This window comes from Caballeronia sp. LZ028 (genome assembly GCF_031451415.1).
Lineage (GTDB): Bacteria > Pseudomonadota > Gammaproteobacteria > Burkholderiales > Burkholderiaceae > Caballeronia > Caballeronia zhejiangensis.
The window spans coordinates 1238902-1255551 of the sequence record NZ_JARUXN010000001.1 but is presented as its reverse complement, the minus strand read 5'-3'; the positions used below and the strand labels follow the sequence as shown (position 1 = coordinate 1255551).

9 protein-coding genes are annotated in these 16650 nt (G+C 67.4%); 2 read left to right on the top strand and 7 right to left on the bottom strand.

Annotated features, from left to right (window positions below; translation table 11 throughout):
• The 4 genes from arfB to recC are packed head-to-tail and all read right to left on the bottom strand — an operon-like array spanning window position 1 to window position 9459.
• Window positions 1-414 (bottom strand): alternative ribosome rescue aminoacyl-tRNA hydrolase ArfB, encoded by a 414-nt coding sequence (arfB, locus tag QCE58_RS05870; protein ID WP_034474228.1) that lies wholly within the window; start codon window positions 412-414, stop codon window positions 1-3.
• Complete coding sequence (recD, locus tag QCE58_RS05865; RefSeq protein WP_250521022.1) at window positions 411-2363, bottom strand: exodeoxyribonuclease V subunit alpha; 1953 nt, start codon at window positions 2361-2363, stop codon at window positions 411-413. The genes arfB and recD overlap by 4 nt, the downstream gene beginning before the upstream one ends.
• Window positions 2360-6064 carry an exodeoxyribonuclease V subunit beta gene (gene recB / locus QCE58_RS05860; RefSeq protein ID WP_250521021.1) on the bottom strand — a complete coding sequence of 1235 codons (3705 nt, stop codon included), beginning with the start codon at window positions 6062-6064 and terminating at the stop codon, window positions 2360-2362. The genes recD and recB overlap by 4 nt, the downstream gene beginning before the upstream one ends.
• Window positions 6061-9459: an exodeoxyribonuclease V subunit gamma gene (gene recC, locus QCE58_RS05855; protein ID WP_250521020.1), complete on the bottom strand. Its 3399-nt coding sequence runs from the start codon at window positions 9457-9459 to the stop codon at window positions 6061-6063. Before recC ends, recB begins: the two co-directional genes overlap by 4 nt.
• 203 nt (window positions 9460-9662) lie before the next feature.
• Here recC and QCE58_RS05850 point away from each other — a divergent pair, with 203 nt between their 5' ends.
• A complete protein-coding gene (locus tag QCE58_RS05850; protein WP_250521019.1) occupies window positions 9663-12209 on the top strand; it encodes an FUSC family membrane protein in 2547 nt (848 codons plus the stop codon).
• A 7-nt stretch (window positions 12210-12216) separates the two neighbouring features.
• On the opposite strand, the gene QCE58_RS05845 is transcribed toward QCE58_RS05850, so the two are convergent.
• Both QCE58_RS05845 and QCE58_RS05840 read right to left on the bottom strand, forming a co-directional pair.
• On the bottom strand, window positions 12217-12438 hold the full coding sequence (locus QCE58_RS05845; RefSeq protein ID WP_244807855.1) for a hypothetical protein: 222 nt from the start codon (window positions 12436-12438) through the stop codon (window positions 12217-12219).
• A 281-nt stretch (window positions 12439-12719) separates the two neighbouring features.
• Window positions 12720-13193 (bottom strand): Lrp/AsnC family transcriptional regulator, encoded by a 474-nt coding sequence (locus QCE58_RS05840; protein ID WP_033536869.1) that lies wholly within the window; start codon window positions 13191-13193, stop codon window positions 12720-12722.
• A 127-nt stretch (window positions 13194-13320) separates the two neighbouring features.
• Here QCE58_RS05840 and QCE58_RS05835 point away from each other — a divergent pair, with 127 nt between their 5' ends.
• Window positions 13321-13929, top strand: a complete 609-nt coding sequence (locus tag QCE58_RS05835; protein ID WP_051079032.1) for a cysteine dioxygenase family protein — start codon at window positions 13321-13323, stop codon at window positions 13927-13929.
• Window positions 13930-13936: 7 nt separating this feature from the next.
• On the opposite strand, the gene QCE58_RS05830 is transcribed toward QCE58_RS05835, so the two are convergent.
• Window positions 13937-16609 carry a mechanosensitive ion channel family protein gene (locus QCE58_RS05830; protein ID WP_250521018.1) on the bottom strand — a complete coding sequence of 891 codons (2673 nt, stop codon included), beginning with the start codon at window positions 16607-16609 and terminating at the stop codon, window positions 13937-13939.
• Window positions 16610-16650 lie beyond the last annotated feature (41 nt).

Here is a 16650-nt window from a genome sequence, read left to right as displayed (position 1 = left end):
TCATTCGCCACGCACCGGCCCGCGTCCCGCCTTGATCGCGCCGCGTTTCACCTTGCCTTCGACGCGCCGCAACTGCGATGCGCGCGTCGGCTTCGTCGCGATTCGCTTGCGGCGCGTGATTGACACGCTGCGGATGAGTTCGTCGAGACGCGCGAGCGCCGCCGCGCGATTCATGTCCTGCGTGCGATGCTCCTGCGCCTTGATGACGATCACGCCCTCGCGCGTGACGCGGCTGTCGGAAAGCGCGAGCAGACGCGCCTTGATGTGCTCCGGCAACGAAGACCCGCGGATGTCGAAGCGCAGATGGATCGCGCTCGACACCTTGTTGACGTTCTGACCGCCCGCGCCTTGCGCGCGCACGGCCGTCAGCTCGATTTCGTTGGGCGGGACGGCGAGGCTGTCGGTGATGGTCATCGGTCGAATTCCCTTGATAGGCGCCGCATTCTCGCGGCCAGCCCGGAGTCGCGGCGCGTCGGCTCCCGGACGGCTTGCGCGAAGATCGCCGCCGAGCCGATCACTTCGACTCTGCGCTTCGCCCGCGTGATCGCCGTGTACACCAGCTCGCGCGACAACACGCGCACGAACGCGCCGGGCAACACGAGCGCCGCGTGCTCGAACTCCGAGCCTTGCGACTTGTGCACGGTGAGCGCGAACGCGGTGTCGTGCGGCGGCAGCGCAGCGGGCGACACGTAGCGCAGCGCGCCATCGGCCAGGCGGAACGCGACGCGCAACAGGCCGTCGGCGCCAGGCAGCGCGATGCCGATATCGCCGTTGAAAAGCCCGAGCGCGTAGTCGTTGCGCGTGACGATCACCGGCCGTCCGGCGAACCACTGTGCACCGAGTGCAAGCGCAATGCCCGCTTGCTCGCGCACTTTCGCCGCGATGCGCGCGTTCACTTCGTCGACGCCGCGCGGCCCCTTGCGCGTCGCGCACAGCACGCGGAAGCGATTCAGCGCATCGAAGAGTCGGGCGTGATCCGCTTGCTCGCCATCGAGCACGGCCGAGAGCGCGTCCGCGTACGGCGCGAAGCCTTTCGCGAGACGCGCGAGGGTGCGCTCGGACAGCGTCGCGTCGCCATCGTCGAAGAGCACGGCCGCGCGCTCGCCCGATGGATCGAGCGCATCGAGCGCGGCCCGTTCGTCGCCATTGCGGATTGCGATCGACAGACGCCCGATGTCCGAATCGAGCCCGAAGCGATAGTTCTTCTGCAGCCACACGACGCAATCGGTGAGCGCGGGCTCGGCCTTCGCGTCGAAGAGATCGCCGTAGCCCTCGGAATCGTCGATGGGCGCGGCGGTCGGCAATGCGGCTTCGAGGCGCTTCGCATCGACCGAAAGCGCCGCCGCGATGCGCGCCACGCCCGCATGGCTGAACGACGGCTCCGCGCTCAGTTCCGCGAACACCGCGCCCGCTTCCACCGCCGACAGTTGATCCTTGTCGCCGAGCATCACGAGACGGCTCGCCGGCGCGACGGCTTCGAGCAGATGGGCGGCGAGCGCGACGTCGATCATCGAGGCTTCGTCGACGACGATCACGTCATACGGCAACGGATTGTCGCGATGATGCCGGAAGCGCCCGTCCGACTGCACGCCGAGCAATCGCTGCAACGTGAACGACGTGCGCGGCAGGCGTTCGGCGAGTTCGGGCGGCAGCTTGTCCGCGCGCTCGATGAGCGCCTCCTGCATGCGCTGCGCCGCCTTGCCGGTCGGCGCGGCGAGCGCGATGCGCAAGTCCGGATCGGCGTCGAGCAGACACGCGAGCACGCCGACGACGGTCGTCGTCTTGCCGGTGCCCGGCCCGCCGCTCACGATCGTCAGCCGTCCCGCCAGCGCGACGAACGCCGCGACCCGCTGCCAGTCGATGTCGTCATCCGCGCGCGGGCCGAAATAGCGCGCGATGCGTTCGGCCTGTCGCGCGATGTCCTCTCGCGAAGCGGTCATGCGCGCATCGCGCGAACGTTCGACGAGCAAGCACGCGAGCCTGCGCTCGTAGTCGAAGTAGCGCGCGAGATAAAGCCGCCCGTCCTCGTCGATGACGAGCGGCAGCAGGTCGGCCGCGTCCGCGCGCGCGCCGCCGCGCACGAGGCACGCGACACCGCTTGCAAGCAGCGCGTCGCGCGCCTCGTCGAAACGCGCGTCGTGACGGCGCGCGAGCGCGGCGAGCGGCAGGCACACGTGGCCTTGCGCGGTCGCGCGGCTCATCGCGAGCGCGGCGCGTTCGGCCCACAGCACGCTGCGTTCGTCTGCGTTCAGGCGCGCCGCGAGCGCGCTCATGCGCCGCGCGAAACCTTCGGCGAGCGCCGCGCTTTCATCGGCGGGCGCGGGCACGGGGCGCGTCGCCTGCACTGCATCGAGCGTGCTCATGCCGCGCCTCCCGACATCAAACGATCGAGCGCCTCGACCAGTTCCAGCGACGGCCGTCCGCGATGCACGCCGCACGCTTCTTCACCGTCGCGCCAGTCCGGGCGCACGCCGCGCACGAACAGATACAGATAGCCGCCGACATGCGTGTCGTACGCATAGCCCGCGAGCCGCGCGCGCAAATATCGATGCAGCGCGACCACGTAAATGAGCGCCTGAAGGTGATACGCGTGCTCCGCCATTGCCGTGGCGAGCGGCGCGGCGGCGTAGTCGGAAGCGGCATCGCCCAGGTGATTCGACTTCCAGTCGATGATCCAGAAACGGCCTTCGTGCTCGACGATCATGTCGATGAAACCCTTGATGAATCCGCGCAACGCGCCCGCCTCCAGCGCGACGTCGGGAAAACCGTGCGCCGCGAGCAGACGCCGCAACGCGCTGAAATCGAGCGAATCCGCCGGGAACAGGAACTCCAGTTCGTTCATGCGGCGCGTCGTCGGGATGGTCGCGAGCCGCATGCCGGGCGCGATTTCGCTCCTCACGGTGTCGCCGATGAGACGCAGCATCATCGGACGCAGACGCGGCGCGAGCGCTTCCGGCGCGGGCGTCGGATGCTCGTGCAGCGCGCGCTCGACGGCGGCCGGCCAGCTCGACTCATCGGTGAAATCCGCCAGCTCGAACATGCGATGCAGGCACTCGCCCGCCGCCGCGCCGCGCGGAAACGCGAGAATGTCGTCGGGATCGAGCGGCGATTCGTCACTTGAAGCGGCGTCCGTGCGCGCGGTGTCATCGAGCGCGGCGAGTTCGTCGTGATCCGGACGCGCTTCCACCGGCTGCGCCTGATTCGCCTCGTCGCGCGCGCCCGCCGCGATCAGCGAACTGAAGCTCGCCATACGCCAGCGATCGCGCAGGATGCGCCGGTTCGTGCGCGCGGCGATGTCGTGTTCGTGGGACGCGTCGGCTTCGAGCGGCTCGCGCGTGTCGATCACCGGCAGCGGCGCGACGCCGATCGCGCCTTGCGACCGCGCCGCAACCGCATGCCACGCCGCGACGATTTCCGCTTCCTCGGGCGGCGCATCGCAGAACGCATCGAAGTCTTTTCCGCCACCCGCGACGAGCCAGTTGAGGACGCTTCGGCGCGACTCCTTCGTCGACCGGCTCGACAGATAAGAACCCGCGACGACATAGCAGCGGAACACCGCGCGCGTCAGCGCGACATACACGAGACGCGCGCTCTCGGCCGCCTGCTCGCGCGCAATGGCCGCACTCGCGAGATCGTCTTCGTCGCCTTCCATGCCGTAATGCAGCACCGCCACGCCCGCGTCGTCGTGATACTCGCGCGCATCGGGCAAACCGGATTTCGACGCCTCGCGCGACGCGCCGTCGTTCAGGAACGGACAGAACACGACCGCATACTCAAGCCCTTTCGACTTGTGCACGGTCACGATCTGCACGAGATTGCGGTCCGATTCGAGACGCAGTTGCGCTTCCTCGCCGCCGCCCTGCTGCTCGCGTTGCGCCGCGAGCCAGCGCAGCGTCGGCGCGATGCCGGGCTGTTCGGCCGAGCGCGCCTGCAGCAGCTCCGCCAGATGATTGACGTTCGTGAGCCGGCGCTCGCCGTCGGGCCGTGCGACGAGACGCGTCGCGATCGACAGCTCGCGCGCGAGCGTGCGCCACATCACCGCAAAGCCGCGCTCGTGCCAGATCGTGCGATAGCGCGAGAAGCGCTCGACCCAGCTCGTCGAATCGATCGGCTCGCCGTGCGGATCGGCGGCGTCCGCGTGTTCGAGCCGCCAGAGCGCGGCGGCGTCGAGCCCGAACCAGTCGGTAGCGAGCGCGGCGCGCAGGCGGCGCAGATCGCCCGGCGTGTCGATGGCGGCGAGCACGCGCTCGATCTGCTCGGCATCGAGCGAGCCGAACACGGACGCCTGCGCGAGCTCCACGCTGCCGATGCCCCATGCCGCGAGCACGCGCTTCACGAGACTGCCCTGCCGATGCGTCCGCACGAGCACGGCGATATCGCCCGCCGACAGCGGCGCTTTCCCGATGGTCACTTCGCCGCGCTGCGCACCGCGCAACAGCCGCGCGATCTCGGCGGCGCAGGCCTCTGCGGCATCGCGCTGCGCATTCGCTTTCACAAGCACCGATTCGCCGTGCGGCAGCATCCACACGCAGAAATCCGCGATGTCCGAATACGCGGCGGCAGGCGTGTTGTCGACGAACGGTCCACGCTGACGCGTGCCCGCGCGCACCGGCTGATAGTCGAGCCCATCTAGGATGAACGCCGCCGGATTCGCCTCGAACAAACGGTTGCACGCCTCGATGATCGGCGGCGTCGAGCGCTGGTTGACCGCGAGCGTGTAGCGCGCGCTCGCGCCGTCGCGCGCGGCGAGATACGTGTGCAGGTCGGCGGCGCGGAAGCTGTAGATCGCCTGCTTCGGGTCGCCGACGAGAAAGAGCGGCCCGTGCGGCGCGAATACGCGATCGAAGATCGCGAACTGCAGCGGGTCCGTGTCCTGGAATTCGTCGATGAGCGCGGCTGGATAACGCGCGCGCAACGCCTCGGCGAGCCACGCATGCTTCACGAGCGCGTGATGCAGGTTCGACAGCAGATCGTCGAACGACACGACGCGGCGCGCGCGCTTGCGCGCGGCGAGTTCCGAAGGCGCGTGATCGAGCCATTCACGCACGATGTCGAGCCACATCGCGCGCTGCGATGCCTCGGCGGCGGCGGCGGACGCGGCGAGCGCATCGGCCTGATCGAAAAAGGCGTGCGCGGGCGGCGTGTTCTTGACCTTGGTGCCCTTGGCGAGCGCGGTCGCCGTGAGCTTGAGCGCCCGCTCGGGCGGCGGCGCGTGGCAATCGCCTTCCGCGAAGTAGGCGCTCCATGCCTCGATGGCCTCGCCGACGATCTTCGTGCTGTAGCTGTTCGCTTTCAGCGCATCCTTCGCGTCGGAGAGCAGCTTGACGATGCCGTCGCGCTCGGCGTGCCACAACGTGCAGGCTTGGTCGAAGAGCGCCTGCATGTCGGCGGTTTGCGCGGCGCCGAAGTCACCGAAACGCAGCGCCGCGAGCGGCTTCTTCAGCCGCCGCGCGAGCTGCGCATCGAGCGATGCCGGACCCGCGCCCTTCGCGACGAGCCACGACGCGAACGACGGCACGCGCGCCGCCACCGGCTCGACGCGCTCGCGCCAGAAGTCGGCGGCGAGTTCGAAGCGCAACGCGCTGTCGTCGGCTTCCATCTCGAACGCGAACGGCATCGCCGCGGCGAACGGCGCTTCCTGCAGCGCGCGCTGGCAGAACGCGTGAATCGTGTGGATCGCGGCCTGATCGAAGGTCGACACCGCGATGCGCAGGCGCTTCGCGGCTTCGTCTGCGTCGATGCCGGCGAGCGTCGTGTCGAACAGTTGCTCGATGAACGGATCGCCCGCCGCATCGCCGTTTTCGATCGCATGCGCAACGCCCGCGAGCCGCGAGCGGATGCGCTCGTGCAGCTCGGCGGTCGCCGCCTTCGTGAACGTGACGACGAGAATCTGCTCGACGGACAGGCGCTTTTCGAGCAGCAGCCGCACGTAGAGCGCGCAGATGTTCCAGGTCTTGCCGGTGCCGGCGGAAGCCTCGATCTGATTGACGCCGTCGAGCGCGCAAGAGAAGACGTCGAGTTCCTGCACGCCGATGTTGTCCAGAGATGAAGTCAGGTTGGTCATGCGCCGCTCCGCAGATGTTGCACGAGCGGTTCGAACACGATGCGCGCGAGCGCGGCGAAGGCGTCGTCGAGTGCGAGGTCCGCGCCGCGAAAGGCGATGCGAAACACCGGATCGTCGGATTCGGCGTGCGTGCGCTCGGATTCCCACGCGGCCTGCGCTTTCGAATCGCCCTCCTTCACCTTGAGCCACGCGCTCTTCGGAAAGAAGCGCAGCGGCATGCGGCGTCCCGCGCGATAGAGCGACGCGAGCGCGGCGAGATGCGCGAGCGGATCGGCGACGGGCATCAGTTCGAAATCCGCCGATTGTGCGCCGCGCCCATGCCAGATCGTGCGGCGCGGTCCGTCGGGCAGCGCCGCGCAGTACGCGAGATGCGCGAGCCACGCGGACAGATAATCGCGCGCGCGCGGCGCGTCGTAGCGATAGATCACCTGGCCTTGCGGCGTCAGCGCGTTCAACGTGCCGACGAGCGCCATCGGACGGACGTCGACGAGCGAATCGTCGTGCGCGCCGAATAGCGCGATGCCCGCGGTGTCGGGCCAGCGTGGCCTCACGTCCAGCGAGAACGGCAGACGTTCGACGCCCGCCGACGTCGATGCCCGCACGCGCTCCGCCAGTTGCCCGAGCGCGTGCAGTTCGCGCGCCTGCCACACGCCGCCCGTCGCGCCGCCCGGCATTTCGGGACTCGCGCGCGCGACGCGTCTTGCGAGTTCCCGCGCGGCGCGCTCGCCATCGTCGGCGGCGTCGAGCAGCGCCGGCAGCACGCGCGCGGCGAGCGCATCGCGGCCCGCGAAGCCGAGCTCGAACGGCTCGGTGTCGTCGAGTTCGGACTCGGCATCGACGAGCGCAATACCCAGGCGGTCGCGCAACAGCGAGCGCGCCGGATGCCGCCAGAAGCGCACGAAGTCGTCGAACGCGACGGTCTGCGCGTCGTCTTCCGGCGGCAACGGCGCGCTGAAGAATCGCGCGACGGGCTGCGACTTGCCCGACTCCAAAGCGCGAGCGAGTTCGGCGCGCTCGGGTTCGTAAGTGAAGAGCCTGCCATCGTCGCGAAAATACTCGGGCGCATACGGCTGCAGCGGATGCTCGAACACGAAGCGCGCGCGCGCGTTCGCGAGTTCGTCCGGCGCCGCGTGCTTGCCCGCGACGGACTGCGCGAGATAGTCGAGCAGTTCGTCGATGAGCGCGGCGGGCGGCAGCACGGCGTTGTCGCGGATGCTGCGGCCCGTGTACGCGATCATCAGCCGGTCGCGCGCCGCGAGCGTGAGATCGAGAAACAGATTGCGCTCGTCGTCGCGGCGCTGACGGTCGCCGAGCTTGCCGAAGCGCGCCATCAGATCGAACTCGTCGGCGCGCGCGAGGCTCGGCAGCATGCCGTCGTCCATGCCGAGCAGACACACGACGCGATACGGCAGCCCGCGCAAGCTCGTCAGCGACGAGAACGTGACGCCGCCCCAGGGCACGCCGCCGCGCGCTGGATCGTCGAGCGTATCGGTGAGCGCGGTGCGGATCACGGCGGCCGATACTTCGGTCTCGCCCGCGCCCTCGTCCATTGCGGCGATCAGCGAATCGATCGCGCGGCGCACGTCGCCGACGGCGTCGGCGAACGCGACGCCCGCATCGAAAAAACGCTCCAGCGCGTCGAGCAGCAGATCGCCCCAGGCGCGCGCGGTGCGCGCTCTCGCGATGCGTTCGGCGAACGCGTCGATATCGTCGACGAAGCGCGTGAGACGGCCGAGCAATTCGGCCTCCGACCCGTTCGCCCCTTCGATCGGCAGCCAATCCGCGACCGGCGCGCCGCCGCCCGGCAGCGCATAGCCGAGATAGAGCCGCGTGAGCGCATCGGCGAATGTGTGACGCGCGGCGGGCACGTCGTCCGCCGTCACGTCGTCGGGACGCAGGCCGCGCCGCGCGCCTGCCGCCGCGAGCCACGCCTGCGCCGTTTCGAGCGCGGCGGCGTCGATGCCGTAGCGCGCCGCGATCGCATCCACGCGCAGCCATTCGACGAGCTCGGGCGCGCCGACGCTGCGTTCGGTGAGCGCGAGCCAGTCGATGAGCGCGCGCGCGACGGGATTCGCCTGCGACGGCGGCAGGCCGGTAATCCGATACGGAATGCGCCGGCGCTCGTTGCTCGCGCCCGCGGGCGCGGTGCCGAAGATGCCGTCGATGAGCGGCCCGGCGACTGCGAGATCCGGAAACGCGACGAGCACGTCCGAAGGCTCCAGCCCTTCGATATCGTCGAACCAGTCGAGCAAGCGGTCGTGCAGCACTTCGAGCTGGCGCGACAGGCTGTGACAAACATGCACTTCGATGCCGTTCTCGACGATGTCCTCGGGCTGCGGCTCGGCGCTGTCTTCATCGAGCGCGAGGATGCCGTTTTGCAGACGCGCGAGCCACGTAGGCGCGGGATTGTTCTCGAACAGTTGCCGCTCGCTCGACGCCGCGCTCTCGGTCAATTCGTGCAGCATGTGCAGTTGCGCCTGCGTCTGCCGGCCCCACTCCGCGAGCAGCGGATGACCGACTTCCTGATAGTCCGCCTCGCCCTTCAATTCGAGTTGCTCGACGCGCGCCTCGCTCACGATGTCGAACCAGAACTCGCGGCAAGGATTCTGCGCGTAGACGCGCACGTCGATCCAGCGCGACAGCTCGCGCAAGAGCGCGATGTGCAGCGGCGGCATCGTCGGCAAGGCGAACACGCTGATGCGGCTCGGCCATTGCGCGCGCATCACCGTATCGAGATCGAAGCCGGGGGAACCGGCGAGGAAGCGGTATGCGGGCGGCGTCGGGTCTTTCTCGTCGCCGTTCTCATCGCGGGACAGGTCTTCGAGCAGTGCGCGCCAGAGCGCTCGTTGCCAGCGCTCGTCCTCGCGCTGGATGTCGTTCGCGCCAGAAAGACGCGGGCCGCGCGCGTCGATTTCGGCATTGCTTCCCGTGAGAATCGAGCCGCCCGCCTGCCAATGCGTGAGCCACTCGGGCCGATACGTCAGATAGTGATCGAAGACTGTCGCGATGCGCCGCGCGAGTTCGTAGCGCATGGAATCGTCGGCGGCGTTCAGATACGTCGATAGCCGCGCCGAATCGCCGAACGATGGATCTTCGAAGAGCCGATAGCAACGCCACGCGAGCCGGTCCGGCGAAAACGGCGAATGCGCGGGCACCGGCAGCACGCGCCCGATCTGCGCCCACAGCCATTGCGCGAGATAACAGAAGTCGACGTTCGCGCAGATGCCGAAGCGCTCCGCCATATCGAGTTCGAGCCGGCGCCGCAACGCCGCGCTCGGCACGATGACGGACTCGCGCGCGAAGGGATCGCCCTCGCGCATCGCAAACGCGTCGAGGTCTTCGAAGAGCGCTGCGGCGAGCGTCTCGTGACGATTCGAATAGAAGAGTTCGAGCATGGAAAGCGGCTTGCTATGCGGTCTGTGAAAGCTTCACCGGCGCGCGATTTGAAAAGCTTTGTTAGCTAATGCGCCAGCATAACAAAGCGGACGTGCCGCCGAGAACCTGGCCGAATGGCCGAGGGTCGAAGCCCGGGTGAGTTGGGTTAGACTCGATTCTCGCTTCGTCCCCATGACGTCAACGAGCGTAAAACAGGAAGTCGATGCGCTATTCGTTCGAAATCAGGAAGTTCATTTACAGCCAGTATTTCTTTGGCGGGTTGCGCATCGCGCTCGGCGTATCGCTGCCCGCCGTCCTGATGCTCACCGTCTTTCACAATCGCGAGCTTGGTTTCACGATCGCGACCGGCGCGCTCGGTGCGTGCGTCGTCGACATGCCCGGCCCGCTCAGGCACAAGCACAACGAGATGCTCGCGTGCACGGTGATCGGCTTTCTTGCGGCGCTCGCAACGGGCATCGCGACCGCGAATCCGATCACGCTCTGGCTGACCATCGTGCCGCTGACCTTCGTGCTGTCGCTGATCGTCGTGTACGGCAATCGCTGGCCGCAGATCAGCTTCGCGACACTCTTCATGATGGTCGTCACGCTGGAAGAGCATTTCACGCCGATGCAGGCGCTCATCAACGCATCGTGGATTTTGCTGGGCGGCCTCTGGTACACGTATTGGGCGACGCTGGTCTCACGGCTGCTCGTCTATCGCATCGAGCAGCAGGCGCTGGCCGAAAGCATCTTCAGTTGCGCGGAGTATCTGCTCGCGCGCGCCGAGTTCTACGACAGCGACGCCGATCTCGACGAGTGTTATCGCGTGCTCATCGAAAAGCAGATTGCGGCCGTCGAGCGGCAGGAAGCGGCGCGCGACATCGTGCTGCGCAACTTGCCGAAGGTGAAGAGCGGCAAGCTCAACGCGCGGCGCGCGCGGCTCTTCAATCTGTTCATCAACGTGGTCGATCTGCACGAGTTCTTCGTCGGCGCGCATACGGACTATCCGCTCGTGAGAAAGACGTTCGCCGGCTCCGACGTGCTGATCTTCTATCGCGACCTGATGCGCAAGGCGAGCGCGGATCTCGAGGAAATCGGGCTCGCGGTGCTGCAGAACAAGGCGGCCGGCCGGCAGATCAGCATGAAGGCCGAACTGCGCGCGATCGAATACGAACTGGAACTGATGCGCAAGCACGGGCTGCCGGAGAAGAATCCCGAAGCGTACGCGGCGGCGGCCGCCGTGTTTAGGCGTCTGTGGAGCGCGACGCGTCTCATCGACAAGATGCGCCGCCGCACGCGCGACGAACCGAGCGTCACCGAAACCGAAGTGCAGATCGACCACGCGCTGTCGCGCTTCATATCGAGCCGGCGCGTGCCGTTCATGCAGATATTCTCGAACCTCACGATGTCGTCGCCGAGTTTCCGGCATGCGCTGCGCGTGACGATCGCCGTGGGTATCGGCTTCTGGCTCGGGCGTCTCTTGCCGCTCACGAACGCGTACTGGATCGTGATGACGACCGTCATCATTCTGAAGCCCGGCTACTCGCTCACCAAGCAGCGCAACACGCAGCGGATCATCGGCACGGCGATCGGCTGCGCGGTGACCATCGCGCTGATCCTGTTCTTCAAGGAGCCGCACATCCTGCTCGTCGTGATGTTCGCGTCGATGGTGATGAGCTACAGCCTCCTGCTTTTCAACTATGCGGCGAGCGTCGTGTTCACGTCGTCGTATGTGCTGCTGATGTTCCATCTGCTCGCGCCGGGCAACATGCGGATCATCGGCGAGCGCGCGATCGACACCGTCGTCGGCTGCGCGATCGCGATCGCGGCGAGTCATCTGTTTCCGTACTGGGAATATCGGCTGATGGGCAAGCCCGTGAAGGATCTGCTCGCCGCGACGCGCAATTATCTCGAAGCGAGCTGGTGGTGGCGCGGGACGCAGACCGACAAGGCGCGCGCGGCTGCGGTTCACGCGCCGGCGGCCGAAACGCCGGTCGATCGCGCCGTGTTCGCCGATGCGAATGCGGGTGCGGTGGCGGCGACGTCGTCGGCCGTGGCGACGCCCGCGCAAACGGTGACGATCACGGCGGAAGCGGTCAGCGAACCGGTCGAGCCGATGGCCGCCACGCCGCCGCCCGCCGCCGATTCCGCGATGAAAGCCGCGAGCGCGACGGCGCAGCGTTTATCGTCGGTGAGCATCGGCGAGAGCACGGCGGCCACGGCGAGCAAGGGCGCATCCGCCGCGGCGACGGTGACCGCCACGGCGCTCGACCGCGCCTTCCGCTACCGGCTCGCGCGCAAGAACGTGCATATCGCGTTCGCCAATCTCGCGCAGGCGTTCCAGCGCATGATGCTGGAGCCCAAGGCGCAGCAAAGGTATGCCGCCGAATTGAACGATCTGCTCGTGCAGAGCCATGTGCTCGCCTCGCAGATCACCGCCGCCGCGCCGCTGCTGCAATCGCTCAACGAGGTGGGCGGTCAGCCGTTCGAGCCGGTGCAGCGCACCTTCGGGATCGTGCGCGACAATCTCGCCGAGGCCGAGGGCGAACTGCCCGCCGCCGCCAAGCCCGATGCGCCGCCCGCTCACGCGGACGCGCTCAAGCAACTGCGGCGCGATCTGGACAAGATGGTCGTCGATGCAGAGCGCGCGCAGTCGCTGCCCGCCGATGCGCTTCACGATCTCAAGCTGCTCGCGCATCAATGCAAGCAGATGCTGGCGGCGTCATCGCTGATCGAGAAGGACGCCGCGCAGATTCGCCTGCCGGTTTGACGCGTGCCTAATGCGACGCGCCGACCGCCGGCACGGCGGGGCGCACGTCGCTCGCCGCGGATGGCTGCGCGTTTTCCTCGTCGAACTCGCGCTTCTCGCGGATCGCGTTGAACAGGATCGTGCCGATCACGATCAGCACCACGACCACGATGAACACGCTGACGGCGCGGGTCGGATTCTTTTTCGGCGTACCGTCCGGGCGGCGCGGATCGCGGGGGTCGTGGCTCATGAATGGATTCGTGGCGGCGTGTCGGGAAGGACCCGCTATGGTACTCGGGTTGGGTTTCAGTTGGATTGCGGGGCGCCCATCGTCGTTTCGCAACCCGCGCCGCCATCGCGAAATTCTCTGCTGCACGCGCGCGCTTGAACGCGGCCCGTCCGATTGACGATACTAGTCACGATTCCATGCGCGTCCGATCCCGGGAAGGGCTAAAGGGGCAATCCCGGGATACCTAGTGACCGGACGTGTTGAGCCGCCCGCCCGGGCGGCTTTTCTTATGTGTCGGCGGTTCAGGGTTCGAGCGTGGGGCGCACCGGCAACGCCGTCGAATACTTGATCTGCTCCATCGCGAAACTCGAGCTCACGTCATACAGCGGCACGGCGCGAATGAGTTGCTTGTAGACGCGATCGTAGTCGTCGATATCCGACACCACGACGCGCAACAGATAATCGGTCTCGCCGCTCATCCGGTACACCTCGACCACTTCCGGAATATCGCGCACGGCGCGCGTGAAATCGTCGGCCCAGGTCTGCGTGTGCTGGTTGGTGCGTACCGCGACGAACACCGTCGTCCCGACGCCCAGCTTCTTCGGATCGCACAACGCAACCTGCGCGCGGATCACGCCCGTCTCTTTCAGACGCTGCACGCGTTTCCAGCACGGCGTCTGCGAAAGGTTCACGCGCTGCGCGAGTTCCGCGATGGGCATCGTCACATCCTGCTGAAGCAATTCGAGCAGCTTGCGGTCGATGAGGTCCATTCCCATGCTGCACCCCTTATAGGAAATTATTCTATTTCTTGATGGTCGAGCGGAATTATATGGAAACTAATTCTGGAGGCAAGCCGGTATAAATGAGCGGATCGAACAACAACGACGCGACGGCTCATCCACTATGCGACTCGAACATGTCAGCCGCCTGGCGCGGCCCTCTTCATCGGCTTTGGCGGCTTCCCCGGCCGCCGATTGTGCCGCGTTCCGAAACCCCGCGCTCGAACGACTGTGCCGCGAAATCGACGCCGCATTCGCCGCCGCCGAAGCGGATTCGCGCGCGTCGTTCGGCGAGCGCGTGCGCCTCGCGCTGCAACGCGCGATCGCCGATCCGGGTCTGCTGCGCCCCGATCAGCGCGTGAGCGATCCGCGGAACTATTGCCGTCATCTGCTCGCCGCCGACCCGCTCAACCGTTACGCGATCGCCGCGCTCGTCTGGGAGCCGGGGCAAGCGAGCCCGGTGCATGGTCATCGGACATGGTGCGGCTATGCGGTGATCGATGGCGCGCTCGAAGAAACGCTTTATCGCTGGGATGCAGTCGCGCATCGCGCGATCGAGACGCGGCGTCATCCGCGCGCGCCGGGCGCGGTGTCCTATGTGGATGCGGGACGCGGCGCGATTCATCAGCTCGGCAATCCCGCCGATGCCGCCGCGCGCGCCGTATCGCTGCATGTCTACGGCGTCGCGGGCGAGCAGATCGCCACACACGTCAACGATCTGCTCGCCGCCTGAAAAAAGCTCAGCCCTTCCCCGGCTCGGACGCGGTCGGAATCTGCGGCGGAATCTGCACGGATTGATCGGTCGGCGGCGGCGCCGGCTGGGGTTCGTGCGAAACGTCGCGGGCCGCGGCTGCGGCGATCTTCGTCTCGTGCACAAAGGCCGGCCCGGCCGCGAGTTCTTCTTCCTCTTCCACCGGCGCCGGCGCCTCGCCCGTCCAGATGCGCCGCGCGCGCTCGCGTCCTTCGGCGTCCGCGCCCGACATCGCGTCGCGCGTCATTTGCACGTGCATCTGCGGAACCGGAATCTCGATGCCGGCTTCGTCCATCTTGCGCTTGATACGCAGATTGAACGCCCGCGCGACGCTCCATTGCTGCAGCGGGCGCGTCTTGATCTGCCCTTTCACGACCATCCAGTTCGGGTCGAAGCGGTCGAGTCCCCACACTTCGACCGGCCCGAGCATTTCGAGCCGATAGCGGAAATCGTCCAGCAGATCCGCGCCGACTTCGCGAATCATCTGCGTGACCTGGTCGACGTCCGCCGAAAATGGCACGCGCACCTCGAACACCGCGTACGCGAAATCGCGCGACAGATTCTTCACCGTCTTGATCTGCGAGAACGGAATCGCGTGGATCGCGCCCTGGCCGTCGCGCAGGCGCACGGTGCGGATCGTCAGGCTTTCGACGATGCCCGCGTGACCGCCTTCAACCTCGATCGAATCGCCGACCGAAATCGTGTCCTCGATGATGATGAAAAGCCCGGTGATCAGATCCGCCACGAGCGATTGCGCGCCGAAACCCACCGCGAGGCCGATCACGCCCGCGCCCGCGAGCAGCGGCGTCACGTTCAGGCCGAGATTCGCGGCGGTGACGATCGCGGCGACCGTCAGCAGGAACACGAACACCACGTTGCGCACGAGCGGCAGCATCGTGCGGGCGCGCATGCTCGGGCCGCGTCCGCCGCGCCGCGTCGCGTCGGGCCTGAGCGCTTCCTGAATGCCCGTGTCGATCAGAATCCAGATCAGCCAGACGACGAAGAACGTCAGCACGATCATCCCGACCGCGTGCGTGATGCCGCGCGCGGCGACGCTCTCCTCGGCCATGTGCGCGAGCGAGAATCCCCAGAAACGCGACGACAATTCGAGGAACACGAGCCAGACGCCGACCACGATCATCGTGCCGACGAACTTGACGAGCCTGCGCACATACGCCGACTGGCGGCGCGGTTTTCTCGACTTGGGCCGCGTGATACGCACGACGATCGCCGAGAGAAAGAACGCGACGACGAGCAGGCCCGCGGTGGCGATCGCCATCTGCAGCACGTTCTCCGACGTACCGATGCCCATGAGCGTCGCCACAACCGACGCCGACGCGAGCAGCAGCAGCGGCAACTGCCAAAGCGACGCGACCACTTCGAACGTCTCGGTCGCGGCCTTGCGCGTGTTGCGCTGCTCGTACGTGCGGCTGCGGATCAGATGCGCGACGGGCCGCTGGAACGCGAGCGCGAAATACGCGGTGAGCGCCGCGGCGCCCATGTTCGCGCACGTCGAGATCAGCGCGGAGAGATTGGTGCCGAGCTGCTGCGCGACGTCGTAATTCGCGGCGGCGTCGCCGAGCGCGCCGAGCGTGCCGATCAGAAAGAGAAGCCGCCGCGCGCGGCCGATGAGCAGGTTCACCGCGACGCGCCGGTGCGCCGAGCCGAACAGCGAGAACATGATGAGACAGATTGCGGAGAACACCGCGCCCGCGACGATCGCGTAAGCGGTGACCATCGCGAGCGTGCGGCCGAGCGACAGCGGCATGTAGTGCGTGAACGTGAGCGCCGCGAGGAACGCGAACAGGTACGGCGCGACGCGGCGCAGCGTGAAGAGCAGCAGTTCGCGCGTCGTCGGGTTCGAATGCAGGCCGCTGTCGATGCCGAATCGCGCCCGCACGCGCCGCTGCAGATAGACGAGCGCCATCGCGCATGCGCCCCAGCCCGCGAGCGTCGCGAAATAGTTGAAGAGCGTGCGGCCGAACGATTCGCGGCTCTGGCTCGTGACGATCGTGAAAAGCTCGTTGCCGGCGGCGTTGAAGCGTCCGACCCAATAGGCGATAGGCGTCTTGCCGCGCTTCACGTCGGCCTCGATGTTCGTGAGCGCCGACGCGATCGCGCCCAGCAAGCCCGCGTTCTGCGCGATGGTCGCCACGACCGACGATGCCGTCGTTCCCGAAGTCGGCTGTGCGCCCGCTGCCGTGCCGCTCGCGGCGGTGTCCGCCGTCGCGGAGGCCGCCGCCGCGCCGGATGCCGGAGCGGTGGAATCGGCGGCGCGCTTCGCATCGCGCAGATGCTTGAGCTGCGCGACGAGCGCCGTGCGCTGCTTGTCGCTATCGAGGGTGGCGATGATGTTGTCGAGCGAGCGCAGCATCTCGGCGTCGGACATCGCGGGCGCCGACGCGGCATCCGGTGCGGATGCGGGCGCGGCCGGCGTGATCAGTTCCTGGAACGTGGGCAGCGTGAGGGCCTGTGCGGCCTGGACGGCAGGCGAGGCGAACACGATCGACGCGGCCAGCGCGGCGAGCATCGACGACATTGCAAGCGAAAACGCGCGCGCAGCGTGGCGCGCGAGTGCGGCGCGCAACAGCACGCACGCCGCCATCCAGGAGATCGCGCCAGACGCCGCCGCGCTTCGCGGCGCGAGCTTGCGTGACTTCATAACGGTCTCGATTTCTGAAAGTCCGCCAGTTTAGCGGCTAT

Bases quoted from the DNA above. Each gene is read 5' to 3' on its own strand.
- arfB (WP_034474228.1), bottom strand. From the start codon at position 414: ATGACCATCACCGACAGCCTCGCCGTCCCGCCCAACGAAATCGAGCTG.
- recD (WP_250521022.1), bottom strand. From the start codon at position 2,363: ATGAGCACGCTCGATGCAGTGCAGGCGACGCGCCCCGTGCCCGCGCCC.
- recB (WP_250521021.1), bottom strand. From the start codon at position 6,064: ATGACCAACCTGACTTCATCTCTGGACAACATCGGCGTGCAGGAACTC.
- recC (WP_250521020.1), bottom strand. From the start codon at position 9,459: ATGCTCGAACTCTTCTATTCGAATCGTCACGAGACGCTCGCCGCAGCG.
- QCE58_RS05850 (WP_250521019.1), top strand. From the start codon at position 9,663: ATGCGCTATTCGTTCGAAATCAGGAAGTTCATTTACAGCCAGTATTTC.
- QCE58_RS05845 (WP_244807855.1), bottom strand. From the start codon at position 12,438: ATGAGCCACGACCCCCGCGATCCGCGCCGCCCGGACGGTACGCCGAAA.
- QCE58_RS05840 (WP_033536869.1), bottom strand. From the start codon at position 13,193: ATGGGAATGGACCTCATCGACCGCAAGCTGCTCGAATTGCTTCAGCAG.
- QCE58_RS05835 (WP_051079032.1), top strand. From the start codon at position 13,321: ATGCGACTCGAACATGTCAGCCGCCTGGCGCGGCCCTCTTCATCGGCT.
- QCE58_RS05830 (WP_250521018.1), bottom strand. From the start codon at position 16,609: ATGAAGTCACGCAAGCTCGCGCCGCGAAGCGCGGCGGCGTCTGGCGCG.